Genomic DNA, 22,797 nt, shown 5'->3' with positions numbered 1-22,797 from the left:
GCAGGTTTTCGTCGCCGATCGCGCACCGTTCCGCGTGGCGTGATGGGCAGCGGTCGGCGCGACGCCGGGCGCAAGTGCCGCGGGTTTGTCGGAACGCGTCCGCCCGATCTCCGAAAAGCATTGCCTGCCCTGGCGATCGCCCCCTAGTCTCCCGGACATCGGGGCCGACGAACGAGCGCCGGGGCCAGGGAGTCGAAACCATGCCGAGCAGGGCAGTGATCCGCCGTGCGGTCGTGATCCGGGGGCGAGGCCGTGGATGAGCTGACACGCCGTGCCTGGCTCGGCGGCGCGGCCGCGGCCGGTCTCGCCGCCGCGGCCGGCGCACGCGCGGAGCCGGATCCGGACGCGCCCTTCGACCTTGTCATCCGGGGTGGCGAGGTGATCGATCCGAGCCAGTCCCTGCGCGCGAAGCGCGATGTCGGCCTCCGCTACGGGCGGATCGCGGCCCTCGCGCCGGACCTGCCGACGGACCGGGCCAGGCAGACGATCGACGCGTCCGGCAAGCTCGTCCTGCCCGGCCTCGTCGACCTCCACGCCCATACCTTTCCGTACGGCTCGGCGATCGGCATTCCGGCCGACGAGACGGTGCCGTTCTCGGGCGTGACCACGGTCGTCTCGGCGGGCGACGCGGGCGCCAACACCATCGCCGCCCTGCGCCGGCACATCGCCGCCCAGACCCGGACGCGGATGTTCGCCTTCGTGCACATCGCGAACAACGGGTTGTCGGCCTTCCCCGTCGCCGAGCTCTACAACATCGACAATGCCCAGGTGGAAGCCTGTGCGCGCGCCATCGCCGAGAACCCCGACTTCGTCCTGGGGGCCAAGGTGCGGATGTCGGAGAACGTCATCTTCAAGCATGGCGCCGAACCCCTGCGCCGGGCGATCCAGGCCTGCGAGATGTCGGGACGGCCCGCCAAGGTGATGGCGCATATCGGCGGCGTCGAGACCGCCGACCTGATGAGCCGGATCCTCGACCTGCTGCGCCCCGGCGACATCCTCACGCACTGCTATTCCGGCGCGCCCAACCTGGCGGGCCAGTTCACCAACATCGTCCAGGACGGCAAGCTCCTGCCGGCGGCGCTCGCCGCCAAGCAGCGCGGCGTCGTCTTCGACATCGGCCATGGCGGCGGCTCGTTCGACTTCACCGTGGCGGAAGCGGCCATCGCGCAGGGAGCCCCGCCCGATACGATCTCGTCGGACCTGCACGTCGTCTCCGGCAATACGCCGGGCATGCCGTTCCTGCCGCTGGTCATGAGCAAGTTCCTGCCTCTCGGCTTCGGCCTGGAGCAGGTGATCGCGATGGCGACCGCGGCACCGGCCCGCGTGATCGACCGGGACGCGAAGCTCGGAACCCTGCAGGTCGGTGCGCCGGGCGACGTCTCGGTGATGGAATGGGTCGAGCGACCGCTCTCCATGGTGGACACCCGCAACAATCGCCGGGACGGCACAGGCTTCCTCGCGCCCGTCCAGACGGTGAACAATGGCGTCCCGTTCGGGCGCCCGTACCAGCTCCCCTTCTCCGTTCGGTGAGGCCGCGATGATCGCATCGTCCGACGTCCCGGCCGCCTGCACCTGCTGCCTGCCGCGTCGCGGCTTCATGCGGGCCGTGGCGGCCCTGGGCGGTGCGGTGGCCGCCGGCTCGCACGCGGCGGCGCAGCCGGCGGATCGCACGCCCTATCGCGGCCCCGTCATCGATTGCCACGGCCACTACACCACCGAGCCGCCGGCCATGCTGGCCTGGCGCAAGCGCCAGATCGACGCGATCAACGATCCCGCCCAGTCCCCCTCGCCCTCCGCGCTATCCGTCAGCGACGACGAGGTCCGCGCGAGCGTCGCCGGGCGCCAGGTCAAGCTCCAGACCGAGCGCGGCATCTCCCTCGCCCTGTTCTCGCCGCGCGCCGGAGGCATGGGGCACCACATCGGCAATGCCCGGACCAGCCTCGACTGGTCGGTCGTCTCCAACGACATGATCCACCGCGTCGCCACGCTGATGCCGCGCAATTTCGTCGGAATCTGCCAGCTGCCGCAGACGCCCGGCGTCTCGCCGAAGAACTGCACGGCGGAACTCGAGCGCTGCGTGACGCAGCTCGGCTTCGTCGGCTGCAACGTGAATCCCGACCCGTCCGGCGGCCACTGGAGCGATCCGCCCCTCTCGGACCGGTTCTGGTACCCGCTCTGGGAGAAGATGGTCGCGCTCGACGTGCCCGGCATGGTGCATGTCAGCGCCTCGGCCAATCTCAACTTCCATGCGACCGGCGCGCATTACATGAACGGCGACACCACCGCCTTCATGCAGTTCGTCACCTCGGACCTGTTCAAGGATTTCCCGACCCTGCGCCTGATCATCCCGCACGGGGGCGGCGCGGTCCCCTATCACTGGGGCCGCTACCGCGGGCTGGCGCAGGACCTGAAGCGCCCGCCGCTCACGGACCTGCTGCGCAACGTCTATTTCGACACCTGCGTCTACCACCAACCCGGCATCGATCTGCTGCTGAAGGTCGTGCCCACGGACAACGTGCTCTTCGCATCCGAGATGGTGGGCGCGGTGAACGGGATCGATCCCGAGACCGGCCACGCCTACGACGACACCAAGCGATACGTCGAGGCGGCCGCGATCTCCGATGCGGATCGGGCCAAGCTCTATGCGGGCAACGCCCTTCGGGTCTACCCGCGCCTCGCGGCCAGGCTCGCGCAGGTCGGGCCGGCCCCCTGAGCGCCCCGATCCTCATGCGATCCTTATAAGAACGCGCCGGACGCCCTCTCGAACCCTAATGCGGTTCCCGTCCATCCTTCGGGCGAGGCGCGATCGGTCGTGACGACCCGAGACCGATCCGCCGCACCGGATCGGACCCACCATGCTCGACATCACCTTCCTTGCCGCGGGCCTCGCCTTCTTCGGCCTCGCCGCCGGTTACGCCAAGCTCTGCGAACGCCTCTGAGCCGGCTGCCGGGAGCGCGCATCATGACCCTCGACCTGACCTTCGGCGCCCTCGTGACCCTGGGCCTGCTCGGATACCTCACCTACGCCCTCGTGCGCCCCGAGCGGTTCTGACGAACCCTCCGGACGAATTCCCAAGGACCACCTCCATGACCATCAACGGCTGGCTTCAGGTCGCGCTGTTCTGCGCGATCGTGCTGGCGCTCGTCAGGCCGCTCGGCGGGTACATGACGCGCGTCTTCCAGGGGGAGCGCACGCTCCTCTCGCCCGTCCTCGCCCCCGTCGAGGCCGGACTCTATCGCCTCGCCGGCATCGATGCCCGGAGCGAGCAGAGCTGGCTCGCCTACGGGCTCGCCATGCTGGCGTTCCACGCCCTCGGCTTTGCCGCCCTCTACGGTCTGCTCCGGCTGCAGGACGTCCTGCCCCTCAATCCGGCCGGGCAATCGGCGGTGGCGCCGGACCTCGCCTTCAACACCGCCGCGAGCTTCGTGACGAACACCAACTGGCAGAATTACGGCGGCGAGAGCACCCTCTCCTACCTGTCGCAGATGCTGGGCCTGACCCACCAGAACTTCCTCTCGGCCGCCACCGGCATCGCCCTCGCGGTGGCGCTGGTCCGGGGCTTCTCCCGGGCCTCGGCCCGGACGGTGGGCTCCTTCTGGGTCGATCTCACCCGCTGCACGCTCTACGTGCTGCTGCCGATCTGCGTGGTCTACACCCTGTTCCTGGTCTCGCAGGGCATCCCGCAGACCCTCGGGGCCTCCATCGAGGCGACGACGCTCGAGGGCGCCACCCAGACCATCGCGGTCGGCCCGGTGGCGAGCCAGGTCGCGATCAAGATGCTCGGGACCAACGGAGGCGGGTTCTTCAACGCCAACGCGGCGCATCCCTTCGAGAACCCGACCGCGCTGTCCAATCTCGTCCAGATCCTCTCGATCTTCGTCCTCGGGGCGGCGATGACCAACGTGTTCGGTCGCATGGTCGGCGACGAGCGGCAGGGCTGGGCGATCCTCGGCGCCATGGGCGTGCTGTTCCTCGCGGGCGTCCTCGTCACCTATGCCAGCGAGGCCGCGGGCAGCTCCGTGCTGAACGGGTTCGGGCTCGACGGCGGCAACATGGAGGGCAAGGAACTGCGCTTCGGCATCGTCGCCTCGGCGCTCTTCGCGGTGGTGACCACCGCCGCCTCCTGCGGCGCGGTCAACGCGATGCACGACAGCTTCACCGCCCTCGGCGGGCTGGTGCCGATGATCAACATGCAGCTCGGCGAGATCATCGTCGGCGGCGTCGGCGCGGGCCTCTACGGCATGCTCGTCTTCGTCATCGTGGCGATCTTCGTCGCCGGGCTCATGGTCGGCCGGACACCGGAATATCTCGGCAAGAAGATCGAGGCCCGGGAGGTGAAGATGGCCATGCTCGCCATCCTGTGCCTGCCCCTGATGATGCTGGGCTTCACCGCCCTCGCCACCGTGGTGGCCGCCGGTCTCGCCGGTCCCGCCAATGCCGGGCCGCACGGCTTCTCGGAGATCCTCTACGCCTTCACCTCCGCGGCGGCCAACAACGGCTCCGCCTTCGGCGGCCTCAGCGGCAACACCCCGTTCTACAACACCACGCTGGCCATCGGCATGCTGGTGGGGCGGTTCTTCGTGATCATCCCCGCCCTGGCGATCGCGGGCGCCCTCGCCGCCAAGAAGACCGTGCCGGCCTCCGCCGGGACCCTGCCGACCCATGGCGGGCTGTTCATCGGCATGCTGGTCGGCGTGATCCTGATCGTCGGCGGCCTGACCTTCTTCCCGTCCCTGGCGCTTGGCCCGATCGTCGAACACCTCGCGGGCAGCGCGGGTCAGACCTTCGCGGCGGGCGGCTGAGCGATGCGGCCCGCTTTTCCGCCGCGCCGGGGCCGGCGCCATCACCTGCATGTGCCCCGCCCGGGCAGCCGCCCGCCCCTCACGGGTTCCGGAGCCCGGCCGATCCGGCTCTCCGACCTGATCCTGGCGCTGCTCGGGGTCACCCTCCTGGGCGCCCTCGCCCTGGTGCTCGCTGCCGGTCTCGCGAGCCGCGCGCTCGCGCCCTGATCCGCCTCACCGACCCGGCGCCGCGCCCGGTCTCCCCGCGACCCTTCGTGGAAACACCCGTCATGTCTCGCCCGTCCTCCTCCCTCTTCAGCGCCGCCCTCGTCGGCCCGGCGCTCGTCGGTTCGCTCAGGAAGCTCGATCCCCGGATCATGATCCGCAATCCCGTGATGTTCGTGGTCGAGGTGGTGGCCGCCCTGACGACCGTGCTGTTCGTCCGCGATCTGGCGACCGGCGTTCCCGGACTCGGCTTCTCCGGTCAGATCATCCTGTGGCTGTGGTTCACGCTGATCTTCGCCAACTTCGCCGAAGCCCTGGCCGAGGGCCGCGGCAAGGCACAGGCCGACAGCCTGCGCCGCACGCGCACCGAGATGACGGCCAAGCGCCTCGCCGGTCAGGGCGATTCCTGGGATTCCGTGCCCGGCACGTCGCTGAAGGTCGGTGACGTGGTGCTGGTGGAGGCCGGCGACCTGATCCCGTCCGACGGCGAGGTCATCGCGGGCGTCGCCTCCGTCAACGAGGCGGCCATCACCGGCGAGTCCGCGCCTGTCATCCGGGAATCCGGCGGCGACCGGTCGGCGGTGACCGGCGGAACGCAGGTCCTGTCCGACGCGATCCGGGTCCGCATCACGGCCGCGGCCGGCTCGACCTTCGTCGACCGCATGATCGCGCTGGTCGAGGGGGCATCCCGGCAGAAGACGCCGAACGAGATCGCCCTCAACATCCTGCTCGCCGGCCTGACCCTCGTCTTCGTCTTCGCGGTGGCCAGCATTCCGAGCTTCGCGAGCTATGCCGGCGGCGCAATTCCCCTCGTCGTCCTCGTCGCCCTGTTCGTGACCCTCATCCCGACCACCATCGGCGCGCTCCTGTCCGCGATCGGCATCGCCGGCATGGATCGCCTCGTTCGCTTCAACGTGCTCGCCATGTCGGGCCGCGCGGTCGAGGCGGCGGGCGACGTCGACACCCTCCTCCTCGACAAGACCGGCACCATCACCCTCGGGAACCGCCAGGCGACCGAGTTCCGGCCCGTCGGCGGGGTCACCGAGCAGGATCTCGCGGACGCGGCGCAACTCGCCTCCCTCGCCGACGAGACGCCCGAGGGCCGCTCGATCGTGGTGCTGGCCAAGGACCGCTACGGCATCCGCGCCCGCGACATGGCCGGCCTGAATGCCACCTTCGTGCCCTTCACGGCCCAGTCGCGCATGTCCGGCGTCGATCTCGACGGCGCATCCATCCGCAAGGGCGCCGTCGAGGCGGTGATCGCCTCGCTGGGCGGCCAGCCCGTGGTGTCGCGCGGCTCGAATGCGGCTCTCGCCTTTCGCCCGGACGAGGATTCCCGGACCGTCGCCGAGATCAGGGACATCGCGGAGACCATCGCCAAGGCCGGCGGCACGCCCCTGGCGGTCGCCCGCGACGGTCGACTCCTCGGCGTCGTCACCTTGAAGGACATCGTGAAGGGCGGCATCCGCGAGCGCTTCGCCGAACTCCGCCGCATGGGCATCCGCACGGTGATGATCACCGGCGACAACCCCATGACCGCCGCCGCCATCGCGGCCGAGGCCGGCGTCGACGACTTCCTGGCGCAGGCCACCCCGGAGGACAAGCTCGCGCTGATCCGTAAGGAGCAGGCGGACGGCAAGCTCGTGGCCATGTGCGGCGACGGCACCAACGATGCGCCCGCCCTCGCCCAGGCCGATGTCGGCGTCGCCATGAACACCGGAACGGTTGCGGCCCGCGAGGCCGGCAACATGGTCGACCTCGATTCCGATCCGACCAAGCTCATCGAGATCGTCGGGATCGGCAAGCAGCTCCTCATGACCCGCGGCGCCCTGACGACCTTCTCCATCGCCAACGACGTGGCGAAGTACTTCGCCATCATCCCGGCGATGTTCCTGACGCTCTATCCGCAGCTTCAGGCCCTGAACGTCATGGGGCTCGCCTCGCCCCAGAGCGCGATCCTGTCGGCGATCATCTTCAATGCCCTGATCATCGTCGCGCTGATTCCGCTCGCCCTGCGCGGCGTCGCGTACCGGGCGGTGGGCGCCGCCGCGCTCCTGCGGCGCAACCTGCTGGTCTACGGCCTCGGCGGCATCCTGGTGCCGTTCGTCGGCATCAAGGCGATCGACCTCGCCGTGAATGCCCTGCACCTCGCCTGATCCCCTTCCCGCTCCGAACCAGAGTCGCCCCCATGCTCGCGTCCCTACGTCCCGCGCTCGTCCTCTTCCTCGTGCTGACGGCGATCACCGGTCTCGCCTATCCCCTGGCCATGACCGGGCTCGCCGCGGCGATCTTTCCCGCCAAGGCCGCCGGCAGCCTGATCCGCCGCGACGGCGCGATCGTCGGCTCCGGCCTCATCGGGCAGTCCTTCACCAGCCCGCGCTACTTCCATGGACGCCCCTCGGCGACCGTCGCCGCCGATCCGGCCGATGCCACCAAGACCGTTCCGTCGCCCTACAACGCCTCCAACTCGGCCGGCTCCAATCTCGGCCCGACCAGCGCGGCCCTGGCCGAGCGCGTGAAGGGCGATCTCGACGCCTTGAGAGCCGAGAACCCCGGTGCACCGGTGCCGGTCGACCTCGTCACCACCAGCGGGTCCGGGCTCGATCCGGATCTGTCGCCGGAGGCCGCCCTGTTCCAGGTGCCGCGTGTGGCCCGCGCGCGGGGCGTCGGCGCGGATCGGGTGCGCGACCTCGTTGTTGCGCAGGTCGAAGGCCGGACCTTCGGGCTCCTCGGCGAGCCGCGCGTCAACGTGCTGGCGCTGAACCTCGCTTTGGACGCGCACCTCCGGCAATAATCCGTTCCGCGGGAAGCAGACGAAGGGATTTCGATGAACGAGGATGGCCGCGAGCGCCAGCGTCCCTCGCCGGAGGCGTTGCTCGACCGCGCGCGCCGCGACGCGGCGGGGCGCGGCCGCCTCAAGGTCTTCCTCGGCGCGGCACCCGGCGTCGGCAAGACCTACGAGATGCTGACGATCGGCCGGGCGCGGCTGAAGGCCGGGACGGACGTGGTGATCGGCGTCGTCGAGACCCACGGCCGCAGCGAGACCGAGGCCCTGGTCGAGGGCTTCGAGGTCGTTCCGCGACGCAGGGTCGCCTACCATGACGCCGTCCTCGAGGAGATGGACCTCGACGCCCTGCTGGCGCGGCGACCGGCCCTGGCTCTCGTGGACGAACTCGCCCACACCAACGCGCCCGGCTCGCGCCATCCCAAGCGCTATCAGGACGTCGAGGAACTGCTCGATGCCGGCATCGACGTGCACACGACCCTCAACATCCAGCACGTCGAGAGCCTGAACGACGTCGTCGCGCAGATCACCCGGATCCGGGTGCGCGAGACGGTGCCGGACGGCATCCTCGACCGGGCCGAGGACATCGAGGTCGTGGACCTCAATCCCGACGACCTGATCGAGCGCCTGAAGGCCGGCAAGGTCTACGTGCCCGCCCATGCGGAGCGCGCCCTGCGCCACTACTTCTCGCGCGGCAACCTGACGGCCCTGCGCGAACTCGCCCTGCGGCGTACGGCCGAACGGGTCGACCACGAACTCCTGAGCCACATGCAGGCCCATGCCATCGCGGGACCGTGGAGTGCCGGCGAACGGGTGATGGTCTGCGTGAGCGAGGATCCGCGCTCCGCCGGTCTCGTCCGCTACGCCAAGCGCCTCGCCGACCGCCTGCACGCGCCGTGGACGGCCGTCACGGTGGAGGGCGCGCGCAGCCTCGGCCTCAGCGAGGCGGACCGCGACCGGATCGCCGACGCCCTGCGCCTCGCCGACAGGCTCGGCGGCGACGCCGTCACCCTGCCGGGGAGCCGGCGCGTGGCCGACGACCTCCTGTCCTATGCCCGCGGCGCCAACGTCAACCACATCGTCGTCGGCAAGGCGACGCGGTCCTGGATGTTCGAGCTCGTCAACGGCTCCGTGGTATACGACCTCGTGCGTCGGAGCGGGGCCATCAGCATTCACGTCGTCCCCGGCGAGACCCTGCCGATGCCCGCGCCACGAAAGGCGGTGGCGACGGCCCCCGCGCGTCCTGCTCTCGACAGCGCCGGCTACGGCTTCGCGGCGCTCGCGATCCTCTCCGGCCTCGGCCTCGCCCTCGGGCTGCAGCCCTATCTCGGGGTCGAGAATGCCGACCTCTTCCTGCTGACGGCTGTGGTGGCGGTCGCGGCCCGCTTCGGCCTGGGTCCTGCGCTGGCCGCCGTGGTCGCCGCCTCGCTGGCCTACAACTTCTTCTTCCTGCCGCCGGTCTACACGCTGACCATCGCCGACCCGACCAACGTCGCCGCCTTCCTGCTGTTCACCCTGGTCGCCGTCCTGGTCTCGAACCTCGCCGCCCGGGCCCGGACGGTCGCGGTGGTCAGCCAGCGCCGCGCCCGGGCGACGGAGCGCCTCTACGGCTTCAGCCGAAAGCTCTCCGCCTGCGGCACCCTCGACGACGTGCTCTGGGCGACCTCGGCCCAGATCGCAGCGATGCTGCGCGTACGGGTCGTGCTGCTGCTGCCCGAGGAGGACACGGTCACGGTCCGGGCCGGTTATCCACCCGAGGACCGCCTCGATGCGGCGGATCTGGCCGCGGCCCAATGGGCCTTCGCCAACGATCGGCCGGCGGGGCGCGGGGCCGACACGCTTCCGGGCGCGCGTCGCCTCTTCCTCCCGACGCGAACAGGTCGCGGTCCCATCGGAGTCATCGGCCTCGATGCGGATGGCAGGGGACCGATCCTCACACCCGAGGATCGACGCCTGTTCGACGCGCTGGCCGACATGGGGGCTCTCGCCATCGAACGGGTCCGGCTCGTGGAGGATCTGGCGCGGGCAGAACGCGATGCCGAGACCGACCGGCTGCGCCAGGCTCTGCTGACCTCGATCTCCCACGACCTGCGGACGCCATTGTCATCGGTCCTCGGCGCCGCCACGACGCTGCGCGACCTCGACGCCGAGCTGGACCGTGAGGCCAAGGGCGATCTCCTGGCGACGATTATCGCCGAGTCGGAACGGCTCAACCGCTTCATCGCCAACCTCCTCGACATGACCCGACTCGAGGCTGGCGCGGTCGCGGCAAACCTGACCGCGCAGGACGTGGCGGAGATCGTCGACACCGCCCTGCGCCGCCAGGGTCCCATCCTGGCGGAGCACCGGGTCGTGCTGGAACTGGCGCCGAACCTGCCGGCTCTTCGCCTCGATCCGGTGCTGTTCGAGCAGGTCCTGGTCAATCTCCTCGACAACGCCGCCAAGTACGCTCCGGCCGGTTCCGCCGTCACGGTGTCGGCGCAGCTCGTCTTCGGCCAAGCCGGCGCGCCGTCGAAGGTCCGTCTTCAAGTGCTCGACGAGGGCGACGGCCTGCCCGAGGCCGAGCGCGAGCGGGTATTCGACAAGTTCTACCGCGCCCGGAAGGGCGACAGCGTGCGCGCCGGGACGGGCCTCGGCCTCGCCATAGCGCGCGGCTTCGTCGAGGCGATGGGCGGTACGCTGATCGCGGGTAACCGTGAGGATCGAAGCGGCGCCGCCTTCACCCTCCTCCTGCCGGTACCCACCGCCCGTCCCGCCGCCCCAGACCTTGCCGCATGACCCTCGCTGTCCTCGTGGTCGACGACGAGCCACCCATCCGCAAGCTGCTCCGGATGGGCTTGGCAACGCAGGGCTATACGATCTTCGAGGCACCGAGCGCGCGGGTCGCCCTCGAGGTCCTGGCCCGCGAGACGATCGATCTGATCATCCTCGATCTCGGCCTGCCGGACATGCACGGACACGATCTCCTGCGCCGGATCCGGGAGGGTCACCGTGATCTGCCGGTGGTCGTCCTGTCGAGCCGCGACGACGAGCCGGGCAAGGTCGAGGCTCTCGATCTCGGCGCGGACGACTACGTCACCAAGCCCTTCGGCATGGGCGAACTCCTGGCGCGCCTTCGCGCGGCCCTGCGCCACCAGTTGGCAGTCCAGGGCGAGCGCGCCCTGTTCGAGGTCGATGGCCTGAGCGTCGATCTGGTGCGCCGCATCGTCCGCGTTCGCGGCGTCGAGGTGAAGCTGACACCGCGGGAGTACGACTTCCTGCGGATCTTGGTGCAGCATGCCGGCAAGGCCCTGACGCACGCCCAACTCATGAACGCCGTCTCGACCTCGTCGGACCCGCAGTACCTCAGGGTCTACGTGCGCCAGCTTCGCCAGAAGATCGAAGCCGATCCCGAGCGCCCACGTCTTCTCCTCACCGAGACCGGTGTCGGATATCGCCTGCGTGCGCCGGACGACGAGGGCGGGCCGCTCCGGTGAGCCGGTTGAACGCCGGTCCCGTGAGGCTCGAAGCGTTTCCGCCGCCCGGACGTATCCTTTGCGGCCTGCGCGTTGCCGGCAAGGCGGCGCTCCTCGAAGACTTCGCGCACCCGGCATCACTCGCTTTCGGAAGGGAATCCGCACCGATCCGCATGGTCCCGGAGAAGCGCGAGCGCCTTGGCTCCGCCGGGATCCGAGCCGGCATCGTCCTGCCGCATGCCCGGCGCGAAGACCTGGAACGGTTGTTCGGTCTGCTGGCCCACCTGCGTGATCCCATCGAGTTCGAGGCGATCGACGAACCTCCCGTGGATCTCGTCGCTCTGCTGCCCCTGCCGGCTGTCCCGCGGGACGACTCGGCGAATGGCCTCGCCTGCATCGTCCGGCGGCTGCGCGATCCGGCCGTGCCGAGCGCCCAGCTCGCTGCTCGTGATGCGCCCGGCCTTCATGTCGCCCCGAGCCGAGATTGGTGCGAGGCCGACGGCTGAGAGCCCGACCAGCGGCCCGCTCGTCAGATCCGAAGCTCGACGCGGTCCGCCGCAATCCGAACGGCCTCTGGCCGATGCGCGGTCGCCTCGACGGCATAATGCACCGCCGCTTGGCATGTGCGGAACAGACCGCCGGCACGGCCATGGGTCTCGACGGCAACCCAGCAGCCTTGTCCGTCCCGCCCGATGAGGTAGCGCGGCAGGTCGTCGGCGGAGACCGGGCTGTCGATGGCGGCCGGGAGAGGAATGGACATGTTTGTCTCGTCGGTTCGGGCGGTCCAAGTGGCGGAACGCACGGGAAATCTGCGTCGCATCGTGTGAGGGTTCGAGCGGAAAAGCGGTTTCATTTCATAAGGGTCGCATCAGGATCGCCCGCGGAGACGTGGCCGCGCCGGACCGGAGACCACCTCCGATAACCTATGTGGTTTGCAGGGCGGGCGAGCTTTCGCACGATGCCGATAGGGGGCGACGCTTCGGATGTGGCGGACCCCCGAGGCGTCAGGACCCTACCCCATGCACCGGCTCGCGCTCTCGACCTGTCCTCTCCCCCCGAAGAGCGGCGCGCCGAACGCGGTTTCGTGAGGACCGAATCCCCGCATGCCGCCGAATTGACCTGGCGCGGGCTGCTGCTCGGCGCGGTCATCACCGTCGTGTTCATGACGGCCAACCTCTACATGGGCCTGAAAACGGGTGTGACCTTCTCGACCTCGATTCCCGCGGCGATGCTGTCGATGGGGATGCTGCGCCTTGTCGGGGGCAGCAACATCTTCGAGAACAACATCGTTCAGACGCAGGCCTCGGCGGCTGGGACGCTGTGCAATGTCATCCTCGTCCTGCCGGGACTCGTCCTTATCGGCCATTGGGCGGATTTTCCGTACTGGCAGACGACAGGCTTGTGCCTGATCGGCGGACTTCTCGGCATCGCCTATTCGATCCCGCTGCGCCGCGCCCTGGTCATGGGGGCGGGCCTACCGTACCCGGAGGGCACCGCGGCGGCCGAAGTGCTGCGGGCGGGCGACTCCTCCGGGGACGTGAATCATCGCGGCGGTCTGCGCCCGCTGATCGGAGCAGCGGCTTTCGCCGGTCTGATCGGGCTTTCCACCACCGGCTTCCGCATCCTGGCGGACGGGATTCACACGACCGTGGCGGCGGGCTCAGCCCTGTTCCGGCTCGGCACCGGCTTCTCACTGGCTCTCGTCGGCGTCGGCTACCTCGTCGGGATCGGCGCTTGCCTCGCGCTCCTGACCGGCGTCGCCATCGCCTGGGGCATCGCCGTGCCACTGCTCACCGCTCTCGGGTCTGCGGGCGATCAGACCGGAGACGCCGCGCAGGTGGTCTGGTCGGGACAGGTCCGCCTTCTGGGCGCCGGCATCATCGCGGTGGGCGCCCTCTGGACCGTGGCACGCCTCAGCGGCCAGATCGCCGGCAGCCTGCGCTCCGCCCTGGCCAGCGCGCGTCGGGGTGGCACCAGCGGGGATGTCCCGCGCCAGGAACGCGACTTGCCTATAGTCTGGGTCGCCGGCGGGACCCTCGTACTGGCCGTCCTCCTCGCCGGCCTGTTCTGGGTCTTCGCCTCGGGTGCCGCGCTCGGGCGCCTGCACGGCGTGGTGGTCGCGGCCGCGACGCTCTTCGCGGTGCTGTTCGGCTTCCTGATGGCGGCGGCCTGCGGCTACCTCGCCGGGCTCCTCGGCTCGTCGAGCAGCCCGATCTCGGGTATCGGCATCCTCACGACGCTCGTGACCGCGGTCATGATCCCGCTGCTGATCGGTGGCGAGGCCGGGCCGGAGGGCGACCGCTTCGTCATCGGACTCGCGCTTCTCCTCGCGGCCGTGGTGGTGACGACGGCTTCCATCGCCAACGATAACCTGCAGGACCTGAAGACCGGACAACTCGTCGATGCCACACCCTGGCGTCAGCAGGTGGCCCTGATCGCGGGCGTCACCGTCGGCGCCCTCGTCATCGCTCCGCTCCTGTCTCTGCTCTACCAGGCCTACGGCTTCGCCGGAGCCCTGCCCCGGGCGGACATGGAGGCGGGCACCGCCCTGCCGGCGCCGCAGGCCGCCCTGATGACCCAGATCGCGACCGGCATCGTCCATGGCGAGCTGCCCTGGACGATGGTGGCGGTCGGTGCCGGACTCGGCGTGGTGTTCGTCGCCCTGGAAGCCGTCCTGCGGCGGCGGGACCTGTCGTTTCCGGCGCTGACGGTGGGGATCGGGATCTACCTCCCCCTCGAAGTCGTGGTGACGATCGCCATCGGGGGCATCATCGGCTGGTTCGGCCGAAGGCGCCTTCAGGCACACCCTTCGAAAGATGGAGAGACCCTGGCTCGACGACGGGGCGTTCTCGTCGCGTCGGGATTTCTCGTCGGCGAGAGCATCGTGGGCGTGCTCCTCGCCGCTGCCGACACGCTTGCTGGGCGCGGCTCGTCCCTCGTGCTGGTCGGTCCAGGATTTGCACCGGTAGCGACGGGTCTCGGAGCAGCTGTCTTCGCCGCGGCCGCCCTCGGCTTTCACCGCTTGGTGTCCCGTGCGTCACCTGCCTAAGCGCTCCGCGCTGCCTCGGCAGCGCTTGACCCTAGCTCGACTGCGCGGGACAGCAGCGGACCGGACCCGAGCCAAGGATTGCCGCGATGGCCACGCCCCGCGACCTCAAAGTTCAGATGGCGGGCGAGACCCGCGCCCGCGAACGGGCGCAAGCCCTGGCCGCGACGCAGGCGGCGCGTGCCCAGCGTGCCGAGATCGCGGCCCGCGAAGCCGAGGCGGAGCGCGACGGCTGGAAGACGCGGGCTCTGGTGGCCGAGGCGGAACTGGAGCGACTGAAACGAGGCTGAGTTTTTCGCAGGACGACAAGCGCGGCAATTGATTTGCAGACTTCGGCAATGGCGCCGGATGCCTTTCTGTCGCGCGGCTGCGTGCGAAAGACCTCCCGGGCCGGCGCGGAACAGGAGTCTGTGCAGACATCTTCTCGTGACGACAGCGAATGTCTTCGCAAGCGATGAGGAGAACGTCCAGGTGGCCATCGACACGCGCGAAATCTATGTGACTGCCCTGAAGAACACCCATGCGCTCGAGATGCAGGCGCTCCAGATCATGGAGCGGCAGGTCGAGCGCCTGCAGCGCTACCCCGAGATGGAAGCGGCCCTGCGCCGTCACATCGAGGAGACGCATGGTCAGCGGACCCGCCTCGAGGAGGCTCTGCACGGCGTCTCGGAGAGCCCTTCCACCATCAAGGAGGGCGTGCTCGGCTTCGTCGGCAACATGATGGCCCTCGGCCACATGCCGGCCCAGGACGAGATCCTGAAGAATGCCTACGCGAACCACGCCTTCGAGAACTTCGAGATCGCCGCCTACGAATCGCTCCTCGCCATCACCGAGGCGGCGGGTCAGCAGGCGGCACTCACGGGCTTTCAACAATCTCTGCGTGAGGAAGAGGCGATGGCGCGTAGGGTGCGCGAACTCGTGCGCCCCACCACCTTGCGCTACATCGAACTGACCACGAGCGGCGACAAGGCGGATCGCTGAACGGGATCGCGGTATTTGGATACCGTGAGATCGAAGCGTTTCGAATGATTGCGCTTTTCGCTTTCCAAGCGGGTCGAAACGTGCGGAAAGCCGCTTGACGAAACCGCTGCATCTCCCTAATGGAACCTCCAACGCCGCCGCGTCCCGCACGCGGCGGCGCATCGTTTTGTCCAGACACCATTACGGAACGCCACGGGATGAAGACCTTTTCTCTGAAGCCCGCCGACGTCGACAAGAAGTGGATCATCGTCGATGCGGAGGGCCTGGTCGTTGGCCGGCTCGCCTCCATCGTCGCCATGCGCCTGCGCGGCAAGCACAAGGCTGCGTACACGCCCCACGTCGATTGCGGCGACAACGTCATCGTCATCAACGCCGAGAAGGTGAAGTTCACCGGCCGCAAGCGCGAGCAGAAGGTGTATTATCATCACACCGGATATCCGGGCGGCATCAAGGAGCGCACGGCCAAGTTCATCCTCGACGGTCGCTTTCCTGAGCGTGTCGTGGAGAAGGCCGTCGAGCGCATGCTTCCCCGCGGCCCGCTCTTCCGCCAGATCATGGGCAACCTCCGGGTCTACAAGGGCTCCGAGCATCCCCATACCGCCCAGCAACCGCAGGCGCTCGACGTCGGCAGCCTCAACCGCAAGAACGTGAGCGCTTGATCATGGCGACCCTTCAGTCCCTCTCCGACCTGAACCGCGCGAACGTCGAGTCGCCGGAGAACGCCGCCCCGGTCCACGTCCAGAAGCTCGACGCCCAGGGCCGCGCCTACGCCACCGGCAAGCGCAAGGACGCGGTCGCCCGCGTCTGGATCAAGCCCGGTACCGGCAAGGTGGTCGTCAACGGCCGCGCCGTCGAGACCTACTTCGCTCGCCCGGTGCTGCGCATGATCCTGCGTCAGCCCCTCCAGATCGCCAACCGCGTCGACCAGTACGACATCACCGTCTCGGTTCACGGCGGTGGTCTTTCGGGGCAGGCTGGTGCGGTGCGCCACGGCCTCTCGAAGGCGCTGACCTACTACGAGCCGGAGTTGCGCTCGCCGCTGAAGCGCGAAGGCTTCCTCACCCGCGACAGCCGCGTGGTCGAGCGCAAGAAGTACGGCCGCAAGAAGGCGCGTCGCAGCTTCCAGTTCTCGAAGCGCTGATCCGGCCCTTCGATACATGTCCGGACAGGGCGGCTTCGGCCGCCCTTTCCTTTTGAGCCGCGGCAGAGAGACTAGGACCCATGGCGAAGCCCTTCCGACGCGTCACCCGGCCCGACGCCGACGCGGTCACTCTTTGCTTGGCAGAGACGGACGGTGCGACGAGCGGGGAGGTGAAGCTCGCCGACGGGCGCCTGTTCAGCACCACCGGCGTGCTCCCCATTGCTCAGGCCTTCGGCATCGCCGTTCACGTGGCCAACGAGAGCGGGCGCGAGATCGTGGTGATCGATCCCCATAACTTGTGGAAGCCGTCCTGGGGTACGCTCAGCGCTTGAGCCCTCAGGCGTGCAGGGCGTGTTCCAGTTCGCCCTTCGACATCTTCGAGCGGCCAGGAATGTTCTTGTCGCGCGCCGCCTTCATCAGGTCGGCCTTCGTTTTCGCCGAGCCTGATTTTCCTGAAGCGGATCTGCGCGCCGCGGCAGTCTTCTTGGCGACGTCGGCGGGCTGTTTCGAGAATTGCCTCCCCTTGGCCGAATCGACGCGCTTCTTCTTTGTGGACCGGTCGTATTCCGACTTGGACACCGACTCGCGGGCTTTCTTCGGCAGGTAGCGCTCGCCCGTCTCGCCGCTCTTCTTGCCGGACTTGGTGTCCCACTCCTCCTCGGTCCACTGCTTCAGGTGATTGTCGGAGGACTTCTTGCCCTGGTAGCCGCCGCCGGCATCCTTGTAGGCCTTCGTGGCGGCCTGGGCCTTGCGGGCCGACCACTGACCGGGCTTTCCGCCCTTGTCGGATTCGGTGACCTGCTTCTTCACCTTCTCCCAAAGCTTGGGATCGCTCTTTTCTGCGCTGGCTGACATCGGTTCGACCTCGATCGGATGTGTCGTCCCGCGAATAACAGCCGTCCGATGCCGCCGTTCCAGGCCGCTCCGAGCGATACACAGGCTTGATCGAGCGTCATCAAGCCTTGTTCCGGTCGCGAGAAGACGTTGACTTGACGAAGCGTCCCGGTCACCTGCGCTCACGGACCGGTGCGAGACGTATCTTCGTCGGTGCGATCAAGAGGAAATCAGGCAACCATGAGCGAGAACGATGCGGGGCGGAAGCCCACGGTCTTCATCGATGGCGAGGCGGGAACCACCGGCCTCGGAATCCGCGAGCGCCTCGAGCGCGAGGGCCGTGTCGCCCTGAAGAGCATCCCGCATGAGAGCCGCAAGGATATCGCGGTGAAGCGCGACCTGCTGCAGGTGGTCGACCTCGTGGTGCTGTGCCTGCCGGATGCCGCCGCCAAGGAGACCGTTGCCCTTGCCGACACCCTGCTGGGCGGCGGACCTCGCATCCTCGACGCCAGTACCGCGCACCGGGTCGATCCGGCCTGGGTCTACGGCTTCGCCGAACTCGAGCCCGCCCAGGCGCTGGCGATCCGCGGCGCCCGGCGCGTCGCCAATCCAGGTTGCTATCCGACCGGCGCGATCGCGGTGCTGCGCCCCCTGGTGGAAGTGGGCCTGATCCCGTCGAACCACCCCATCAGCATCAATGCCGTCAGCGGCTACAGCGGCGGCGGGAAGGGCATGATCGAGACCTATGAGGCCGGAGAAGGAGAATCCTTCCTGCTTTACGGGCTCGGGCTCAGCCACAAGCACCTGCCCGAGACGCAGGCCTATGCCGGCCTCACGCGGCGGCCGATCTTCATTCCCTCCGTCGGTAACTTCCGGCAGGGCATGCTGGTGAGCGTACCGCTCCACCTCGACACCCTGCCGGGTTCGCCGACGGTGCTGGAATTGGAGAAGGCCCTTGCTGCCTATTACGAGGGGCAGGATCTCGTGCGGGTCATTCCCAACGATGGTGCCGAGCGTCTCGAGCCGGAAGCGTTGAACGACACCGACCGCCTCGAGGTTCGGGTTTTCGGCAACGAGACCTATCGGCAGGCTGTCCTCGTTGCCCGCCTCGACAATCTCGGCAAGGGTGCATCCGGCGCGGCGGTCCAGAATATCGGCCTGATGCTCGGCCTCGACTGATGACCAAACGCGGCCCCGCCGGACTTCCGGCGGGGCCGTCACGCAACTCGGTCCTTCGACCCTGCTCTCCGACCATCGCCTCCACAACCCTTCAGTGGTGAGTGCCGCATCGGACATTCGGTTTCGCTCTCGAGGTCACGCCGATTCGCCAGTATGCGGGCGTGGTGCAGAAGCCTTCATCCGAAGCCTTGATCGACAGAATTTCTTCGGGCCTCCGAACGAGTATCATCCGTGCGAGGTCCTCGACGCGCCCGCGAAGATGAGTGGTGGCCAGGCAGCTAAAGACGCACTGCAGGGCCACTTCGTTTCCATTCGAGTCTGATCGGCATCTCAGCCTTCGCCAAGCATCTGCTGCCAATGCTGTGCAGAGTCTCTTCGCTTCATTGCGAACACCATAAAATTGTTTTATCGAACGAAACGTTATGTCCGCTGATCGGGCAGACGTTCGTTGGAGATCGACGCGGCCGCATAAGTGTCGATGTAGGGAAGCGCGCCACCTGCACGCCTGGAAGCGTAAAGACACCGATCCGCTGAAAACCAGCGGCACCAAGTGGACCGGGGACGAATTCGGATTGCGGTCGAATATGTTGCGCTGATGGAGCGGTTTATCAGCATCGTCGCGAGAATCCATTGAACTCAAGTGAGTCGGCACGAGCCCTCGATGATGTGTTCGGGCAACCGGAGCGCGATCGGCCCCACTAGTGCAGGCGATGCGCGAAAATTTGATAAATGATCCACTTTATGCCGACGGAAAAACGTTCATTCTTCGACGTAACATCTTGCTTGTGAAAAGATCCGAGCCTACGTTTGAAGACAAGATCAACACTTATGCAGATCGGCGAAGTCACATGAATGAAACGGATAACGACGCGGCTCGGCTCATCACCCTGGCGGCCGATATCGTCTCGGCCTACGTCAGCAACAATCATGTACAGAGTGCAGAGCTTCCCAAGCTGCTCAGTGATGTCCATGAGGCGATCCGAGGCGTGACTGCCAGCGGTACGCCAGCTGCGGAGGCTGGTCCGCCGAAAGCGACCCCCCAGGAAATTCGCCGTTCGATCACGCCGGATTACCTGATCAGCTTCGAGGACGGAAAGCAGTACAAGACCCTGCGCAGGCACCTTACCCTGCGTGGCCTGACCCCCGAACAGTACCGCGCCAAATGGGGCCTGGCGCCCGATTATCCGATGACGTCCGCAAGCTATTCCGAGCAGCGCTCCGAACTGGCCCGCGCCCTCGGTCTCGGTCAGCAGCGCCGCAAAGGCGTTGCCAAGAGCGCATCGGAGGAGACCGTGTCGGCTCCCCCGCCCGAGGAAGCTCAGGCCGAGGCTCCGCAGGTCGAGAAGAAGCGGCGCGGACCGCGCAAGAAGGTCGACGCCTGAGTTCTTGATCATCGGCGCGTTGTTCCAGCGCGTGCCGTTCCATTCGTGACCGCAACGCAGGCAGCATGCTGTCTGCGTTGCTTCCGTTGGTGATCGACGTGCACCGGTCGTGCCGGGTATGGGTTCAGCGCGCGGATGACTTGGGTCGAACGGAGCGCCGCTCATCGATTCGTTTCCTGCCGCTCTTCACGCTCCGATCGGCACGAACAGACTTATTTCGGCGACTAAAACTTTGTGGGCGGGCGCATCCATGAGATGGGCTGATTAGGCCGTCCTGCGCGTGAGGTGCTTTGCCCTGAGTGGCCCTATCGATGCTGAAAACATCGTCGCGTCCGTCAAGGAGCTCACCCCAACAACACTTCAGTCGCGGCAATCTGGCGTCACGGGCCGAGCGATCGCCCGGCAGGTGTTTCCACGAAATGTCGCGACCTTACTCGGTCGCTCCCGATAGGGGCGTCGCCAGGACCTTGTCGATGCGCCGCCCATCCATGTCGACGACCTCGAACCGCCAGCCGTGGGACTCGAAGTGGTCGCCCGTTCCCGGGATGCGGCCGAGACGGAAGATCACGAAGCCTGCCAGTGTGGTGAAGTCGTCGGAATTCGGGTGTTCGGCGAAAGCGAGCCGATCGAAGGCCTGCGACGCCGGCATCATGCCGTCGATGAGGAGCGACCCGTCCTCGCGCTCGACCACGCTCGGCTCGTCGCCCACTTCCGGGATGTTGCCGGCGATGGCCTCCAGAAGATCGGTCTGCGTCACGATCCCCTCCAGGCTGCCGTACTCATCGACGACGACCGCCATCCGCACGGGTTTCGCCTGGAAGGTCTCCAGGACCGCCAGGATCGACATGCTCTCGTGCACAACGATGGGCGGCTGAGTGGCCGCCAGGACGTTCACGGGCTTGCCGTCGAGGAGCTGGTTGAGCAGGTCCTGCTTGCGCACGACGCCGACGATCTCGTCGACTTCGCTGCGGCTGACCACGAGCTGCGCATGGTCGCATTCCCGCACCGACTTCAGGACGGCCTCCGGCTCCTCATCGGCGTCGACCCACTCGACCTCGTGGCGCGGCGTCATGATATCGCGCACCCGCCGCTCGCCGATCGAGAAGATGCGCTGCACCGCCTCCTGCTGGGCCTCGCGGATCAGGCCGGCCTCCTGGCTCGCCTGGACCAGGAGGTTGAGCTCCGCCGTGGAGTGCAGCGAACCCTCGCCGTGGCCGGCCTGCAGGCCGAACATCCGCACCACGCCGTTGCCGAGGCCGTTCAGAAACAGGATCGCCGGCCGGAAGACGAACAGGAAGACACCCAGGGGGCGCACCACGGCGAGCGCGGTTCGCTCGCTGCGCTGGAGGGCGAGGCTCTTCGGGGCCAGCTCGCCGAGGACGATGTGCATCGCCGTGATGATGACGAACGAGATCACCACCGCGATCGTGTGGGCGGCGGTTGTGCCGACCGGCTCCGGCAGGAAATGCAGTGCCGGAACAATGAGATGGGCCAGGGCCGGCTCGCCGACCCAGCCCAGGGCCAGGGACGAGATGGTGATGCCGAGCTGAGTCGCGGCGAGGTAGGCGTCGAGCTGGTCGGTGGCGCGCTGGAGCGATCGGGCGTTGGTCCGGCGCTCGGAGACCAGCTCGGCGACGCGGCTCTTCCGGACGGAGACCAGGGCGAACTCGGCGGCAACGAAGAACCCGTTAGCCAGCACGAGGGCAAAGACGGCGAGGAGGCCCAAGCCGGTCACCCATACAGCGTCGGAAATCGTCGTCTCCCCTGGTCAGCGGCGGATCTCTAGCAGCAACGCACGGGGCGGGCCACAGCGAACCCGGGGCCCGGCTCCGGATGGATCGCGGGCGTGCGGGAGGCCGGCGTATACCGCGGGGGTCGTGTCGAGGTCGTGGGGATCGGGCGGCCCACCCGGTGTCATGACGGGGCGCCCGGCGGAATCGCGTAGGTGCCGGTGGCGTGGCAGACCAGGGGGGCGCCGTCCGGGCCGGTGATGTGGACGTCGCCGACGGCGAGGCGCCGGCCGAGCTTGAGCAGGCGGGCGGTGCCGAGGAGTCCGGTGGGGCCGGGCTTGCGCAGGAAGTTGAAGGTCAGGCTGGTGGTGACGGCGAGCGCCACCGGGCCGAGGCTGGCCAGGATCGCCGCGTAGAGGGCGTAGTCGGCCAGCGCCATCATGGAGGGGCCGGAGACCGTGCCGCCGGGGCGCAGGTGGCGCTCGTGGTGGTCCATCCGCATCCGGGCGAGGCCGGGGCCGACCTCGACGAGGTGGTAGGTCCGGCCCCCGGCCTCCATCTGTGGGAAGGCCGATTCGAGGAAGGCCACGGTCTCCGCCAGCGTGAGGGCCTGCGGCAGGGTCTCGGACATGGACGCGAACTCCGGCTCACCGTGACGCGGCAGGCCCGATGACCTGGGGAAACCGCGCGACGTCTTGCGGACGACCCGCGAAGCCTTGCAGCACGCCCCCGCTTGCCCGACAAGATCGGGGATGCGCCAGTCCCACGATGCCTACGACCCCGCCCTGATTCGCCGGGTGCTCGCCGAGACCCGGACCATCGCCCTGGTCGGCGCCTCGGCCAACCCGGCCCGGCCGAGCCACCACGTCATGGCCTTCCTGCTGGCGCGCGGCTACCGGGTGATCCCGGTCAATCCCGGGCTCGCCGGGCAGAGTCTCCAGGGCCAGCCCGTCTATGCCCGCCTCGCCGACCTGCCCGAGCCCGTCGACATGGTCGAGATCTTTCGGAGCTCCGACGCCGCCGGCGGCGTGGTGGACGAGGCCCTCGCCCTCCCCCAGCCGCCGCGCTTCATCTGGATGCAGATCGGCGTGCGGGATCTTTCCGCCGCCTCGCGGGCTGAGGCGGCGGGGTTGATTGTCGTGATGGATCGGTGTCCGAAGATTGAGATTTTCCGTTAGATGGAACACCAATTCTTCTAGTTGAATAATGCGTCGTTGTTGCAATTTATGAAATATAAATTAGGCTGTAGATTGCCTT

Annotated in this window: 23 protein-coding genes; 19 read left to right on the top strand and 4 right to left on the bottom strand. The window is 68.1% G+C overall.

All coding sequences use genetic code 11. The annotated features are described in order from the left end of the window. Positions 1–252: 252 nt before the first annotated feature. The 10 genes from ASF49_RS13435 to ASF49_RS13390 all read left to right on the top strand — a co-directional run bounded on the left by ASF49_RS13435 (position 253) and on the right by ASF49_RS13390 (position 11,753). Entirely contained in the window at positions 253–1,530 is a 1,278-nt protein-coding gene (locus ASF49_RS13435; protein ID WP_056473543.1) for an amidohydrolase family protein, read from the top strand. Between the two features lie 7 nt (positions 1,531–1,537). After that, positions 1,538–2,713 (top strand): amidohydrolase family protein, encoded by a 1,176-nt coding sequence (locus ASF49_RS13430; RefSeq protein ID WP_082511254.1) that lies wholly within the window; start codon positions 1,538–1,540, stop codon positions 2,711–2,713. A 249-nt stretch (positions 2,714–2,962) separates the two neighbouring features. After that, complete coding sequence (locus tag ASF49_RS13425; RefSeq protein WP_056473541.1) at positions 2,963–3,052, top strand: K(+)-transporting ATPase subunit F; 90 nt, start codon at positions 2,963–2,965, stop codon at positions 3,050–3,052. 35 nt (positions 3,053–3,087) lie between these two features. Continuing rightward, on the top strand, positions 3,088–4,803 hold the full coding sequence (gene kdpA / locus ASF49_RS13420) for a potassium-transporting ATPase subunit KdpA (RefSeq protein WP_056473539.1): 1,716 nt from the start codon (positions 3,088–3,090) through the stop codon (positions 4,801–4,803). 3 nt (positions 4,804–4,806) lie between these two features. Next, positions 4,807–5,010 carry a hypothetical protein gene (locus ASF49_RS13415; RefSeq protein ID WP_056473538.1) on the top strand — a complete coding sequence of 68 codons (204 nt, stop codon included), beginning with the start codon at positions 4,807–4,809 and terminating at the stop codon, positions 5,008–5,010. Positions 5,011–5,072: 62 nt separating this feature from the next. Further along, positions 5,073–7,163, top strand: coding sequence for a potassium-transporting ATPase subunit KdpB (gene kdpB, locus ASF49_RS13410; RefSeq protein WP_056473535.1), 2,091 nt, complete (start codon positions 5,073–5,075; stop codon positions 7,161–7,163). A gap of 32 nt (positions 7,164–7,195) precedes the next feature. Next, positions 7,196–7,801: a K(+)-transporting ATPase subunit C gene (locus tag ASF49_RS13405; RefSeq protein ID WP_056473531.1), complete on the top strand. Its 606-nt coding sequence runs from the start codon at positions 7,196–7,198 to the stop codon at positions 7,799–7,801. 33 nt (positions 7,802–7,834) lie between these two features. Further along, on the top strand, positions 7,835–10,570 hold the full coding sequence (locus ASF49_RS13400; protein WP_056473530.1) for a sensor histidine kinase: 2,736 nt from the start codon (positions 7,835–7,837) through the stop codon (positions 10,568–10,570). After that, on the top strand, positions 10,567–11,268 hold the full coding sequence (locus ASF49_RS13395) for a response regulator (protein WP_056473528.1): 702 nt from the start codon (positions 10,567–10,569) through the stop codon (positions 11,266–11,268). Before ASF49_RS13400 ends, ASF49_RS13395 begins: the two co-directional genes overlap by 4 nt. 152 nt (positions 11,269–11,420) lie before the next feature. Further along, entirely contained in the window at positions 11,421–11,753 is a 333-nt protein-coding gene (locus ASF49_RS13390) for a PTS sugar transporter subunit IIA (protein ID WP_243214454.1), read from the top strand. A gap of 23 nt (positions 11,754–11,776) precedes the next feature. Here ASF49_RS13390 and ASF49_RS13385 read toward each other — a convergent pair whose 3' ends face one another. Continuing rightward, on the bottom strand, positions 11,777–12,007 hold the full coding sequence (locus ASF49_RS13385) for a hypothetical protein (RefSeq protein ID WP_056473525.1): 231 nt from the start codon (positions 12,005–12,007) through the stop codon (positions 11,777–11,779). 282 nt (positions 12,008–12,289) lie between these two features. Here ASF49_RS13385 and ASF49_RS13380 point away from each other — a divergent pair, with 282 nt between their 5' ends. The 6 genes from ASF49_RS13380 (at position 12,290) to ASF49_RS13355 (ending at position 16,747) form a co-directional block, all read left to right on the top strand. Continuing rightward, positions 12,290–14,296 carry an OPT family oligopeptide transporter gene (locus ASF49_RS13380; RefSeq protein WP_056474363.1) on the top strand — a complete coding sequence of 669 codons (2,007 nt, stop codon included), beginning with the start codon at positions 12,290–12,292 and terminating at the stop codon, positions 14,294–14,296. A gap of 86 nt (positions 14,297–14,382) precedes the next feature. Then, positions 14,383–14,583 carry a hypothetical protein gene (locus ASF49_RS13375; protein ID WP_056473524.1) on the top strand — a complete coding sequence of 67 codons (201 nt, stop codon included), beginning with the start codon at positions 14,383–14,385 and terminating at the stop codon, positions 14,581–14,583. A gap of 181 nt (positions 14,584–14,764) precedes the next feature. Then, positions 14,765–15,274: a ferritin-like domain-containing protein gene (locus tag ASF49_RS13370; protein ID WP_056474361.1), complete on the top strand. Its 510-nt coding sequence runs from the start codon at positions 14,765–14,767 to the stop codon at positions 15,272–15,274. Positions 15,275–15,471: 197 nt separating this feature from the next. Continuing rightward, on the top strand, positions 15,472–15,933 hold the full coding sequence (rplM, locus tag ASF49_RS13365) for a 50S ribosomal protein L13 (RefSeq protein ID WP_055952181.1): 462 nt from the start codon (positions 15,472–15,474) through the stop codon (positions 15,931–15,933). Between the two features lie 2 nt (positions 15,934–15,935). Continuing rightward, positions 15,936–16,415 carry a 30S ribosomal protein S9 gene (rpsI, locus tag ASF49_RS13360; RefSeq protein WP_056222465.1) on the top strand — a complete coding sequence of 160 codons (480 nt, stop codon included), beginning with the start codon at positions 15,936–15,938 and terminating at the stop codon, positions 16,413–16,415. An 80-nt stretch (positions 16,416–16,495) separates the two neighbouring features. Beyond that, positions 16,496–16,747, top strand: coding sequence for a hypothetical protein (locus ASF49_RS13355; protein WP_056473523.1), 252 nt, complete (start codon positions 16,496–16,498; stop codon positions 16,745–16,747). A gap of 4 nt (positions 16,748–16,751) precedes the next feature. On the opposite strand, the gene ASF49_RS13350 is transcribed toward ASF49_RS13355, so the two are convergent. Next, entirely contained in the window at positions 16,752–17,270 is a 519-nt protein-coding gene (locus ASF49_RS13350; RefSeq protein ID WP_056473522.1) for a hypothetical protein, read from the bottom strand. Positions 17,271–17,489: 219 nt separating this feature from the next. Here ASF49_RS13350 and argC point away from each other — a divergent pair, with 219 nt between their 5' ends. Together argC and ASF49_RS13340 are read left to right on the top strand one after the other, a co-directional pair. Then, on the top strand, positions 17,490–18,428 hold the full coding sequence (gene argC / locus ASF49_RS13345; protein WP_056473520.1) for an N-acetyl-gamma-glutamyl-phosphate reductase: 939 nt from the start codon (positions 17,490–17,492) through the stop codon (positions 18,426–18,428). An 848-nt stretch (positions 18,429–19,276) separates the two neighbouring features. Continuing rightward, on the top strand, positions 19,277–19,810 hold the full coding sequence (locus ASF49_RS13340; RefSeq protein ID WP_056473518.1) for a MucR family transcriptional regulator: 534 nt from the start codon (positions 19,277–19,279) through the stop codon (positions 19,808–19,810). Between the two features lie 430 nt (positions 19,811–20,240). Here ASF49_RS13340 and ASF49_RS13335 read toward each other — a convergent pair whose 3' ends face one another. Together ASF49_RS13335 and ASF49_RS13330 are read right to left on the bottom strand one after the other, a co-directional pair. After that, positions 20,241–21,545, bottom strand: a complete 1,305-nt coding sequence (locus ASF49_RS13335; RefSeq protein ID WP_272481508.1) for a hemolysin family protein — start codon at positions 21,543–21,545, stop codon at positions 20,241–20,243. 179 nt (positions 21,546–21,724) lie between these two features. Beyond that, positions 21,725–22,171: a PaaI family thioesterase gene (locus tag ASF49_RS13330; protein ID WP_056473516.1), complete on the bottom strand. Its 447-nt coding sequence runs from the start codon at positions 22,169–22,171 to the stop codon at positions 21,725–21,727. A gap of 121 nt (positions 22,172–22,292) precedes the next feature. Here ASF49_RS13330 and ASF49_RS13325 point away from each other — a divergent pair, with 121 nt between their 5' ends. Continuing rightward, a complete protein-coding gene (locus ASF49_RS13325; RefSeq protein WP_056473514.1) occupies positions 22,293–22,718 on the top strand; it encodes a CoA-binding protein in 426 nt (141 codons plus the stop codon). The last annotated feature ends 79 nt before the right edge of the window (positions 22,719–22,797 follow it).

This window comes from Methylobacterium sp. Leaf104, from assembly GCF_001422885.1.
Classification (GTDB): Bacteria; Pseudomonadota; Alphaproteobacteria; order Rhizobiales; family Beijerinckiaceae; genus Methylobacterium.
Note: the sequence above shows the minus strand (reverse complement) of the source record. Positions and strands in the feature narration are given on the sequence as shown.

What these genes read in the sequence shown, in the direction of transcription:
- ASF49_RS13425 (WP_056473541.1), top strand. Translation starts at nt 2,963, where the DNA reads ATGACCCTCGACCTGACCTTCGGCGCCCTCGTGACCCTGGGCCTGCTC.
- ASF49_RS13405 (WP_056473531.1), top strand. Translation starts at nt 7,196, where the DNA reads ATGCTCGCGTCCCTACGTCCCGCGCTCGTCCTCTTCCTCGTGCTGACG.
- ASF49_RS13395 (WP_056473528.1), top strand. Translation starts at nt 10,567, where the DNA reads ATGACCCTCGCTGTCCTCGTGGTCGACGACGAGCCACCCATCCGCAAG.
- ASF49_RS13415 (WP_056473538.1), top strand. Translation starts at nt 4,807, where the DNA reads ATGCGGCCCGCTTTTCCGCCGCGCCGGGGCCGGCGCCATCACCTGCAT.
- ASF49_RS13375 (WP_056473524.1), top strand. Translation starts at nt 14,383, where the DNA reads ATGGCCACGCCCCGCGACCTCAAAGTTCAGATGGCGGGCGAGACCCGC.
- ASF49_RS13430 (WP_082511254.1), top strand. Translation starts at nt 1,538, where the DNA reads ATGATCGCATCGTCCGACGTCCCGGCCGCCTGCACCTGCTGCCTGCCG.
- ASF49_RS13330 (WP_056473516.1), bottom strand. Translation starts at nt 22,171, where the DNA reads ATGTCCGAGACCCTGCCGCAGGCCCTCACGCTGGCGGAGACCGTGGCC.
- ASF49_RS13350 (WP_056473522.1), bottom strand. Translation starts at nt 17,270, where the DNA reads ATGTCAGCCAGCGCAGAAAAGAGCGATCCCAAGCTTTGGGAGAAGGTG.
- ASF49_RS13400 (WP_056473530.1), top strand. Translation starts at nt 7,835, where the DNA reads ATGAACGAGGATGGCCGCGAGCGCCAGCGTCCCTCGCCGGAGGCGTTG.
- ASF49_RS13355 (WP_056473523.1), top strand. Translation starts at nt 16,496, where the DNA reads ATGGCGAAGCCCTTCCGACGCGTCACCCGGCCCGACGCCGACGCGGTC.
- ASF49_RS13385 (WP_056473525.1), bottom strand. Translation starts at nt 12,007, where the DNA reads ATGTCCATTCCTCTCCCGGCCGCCATCGACAGCCCGGTCTCCGCCGAC.
- ASF49_RS13325 (WP_056473514.1), top strand. Translation starts at nt 22,293, where the DNA reads ATGCGCCAGTCCCACGATGCCTACGACCCCGCCCTGATTCGCCGGGTG.
- kdpB (WP_056473535.1), top strand. Translation starts at nt 5,073, where the DNA reads ATGTCTCGCCCGTCCTCCTCCCTCTTCAGCGCCGCCCTCGTCGGCCCG.
- rpsI (WP_056222465.1), top strand. Translation starts at nt 15,936, where the DNA reads ATGGCGACCCTTCAGTCCCTCTCCGACCTGAACCGCGCGAACGTCGAG.
- ASF49_RS13390 (WP_243214454.1), top strand. Translation starts at nt 11,421, where the DNA reads ATGGTCCCGGAGAAGCGCGAGCGCCTTGGCTCCGCCGGGATCCGAGCC.
- kdpA (WP_056473539.1), top strand. Translation starts at nt 3,088, where the DNA reads ATGACCATCAACGGCTGGCTTCAGGTCGCGCTGTTCTGCGCGATCGTG.
- argC (WP_056473520.1), top strand. Translation starts at nt 17,490, where the DNA reads ATGAGCGAGAACGATGCGGGGCGGAAGCCCACGGTCTTCATCGATGGC.
- ASF49_RS13340 (WP_056473518.1), top strand. Translation starts at nt 19,277, where the DNA reads ATGAATGAAACGGATAACGACGCGGCTCGGCTCATCACCCTGGCGGCC.
- rplM (WP_055952181.1), top strand. Translation starts at nt 15,472, where the DNA reads ATGAAGACCTTTTCTCTGAAGCCCGCCGACGTCGACAAGAAGTGGATC.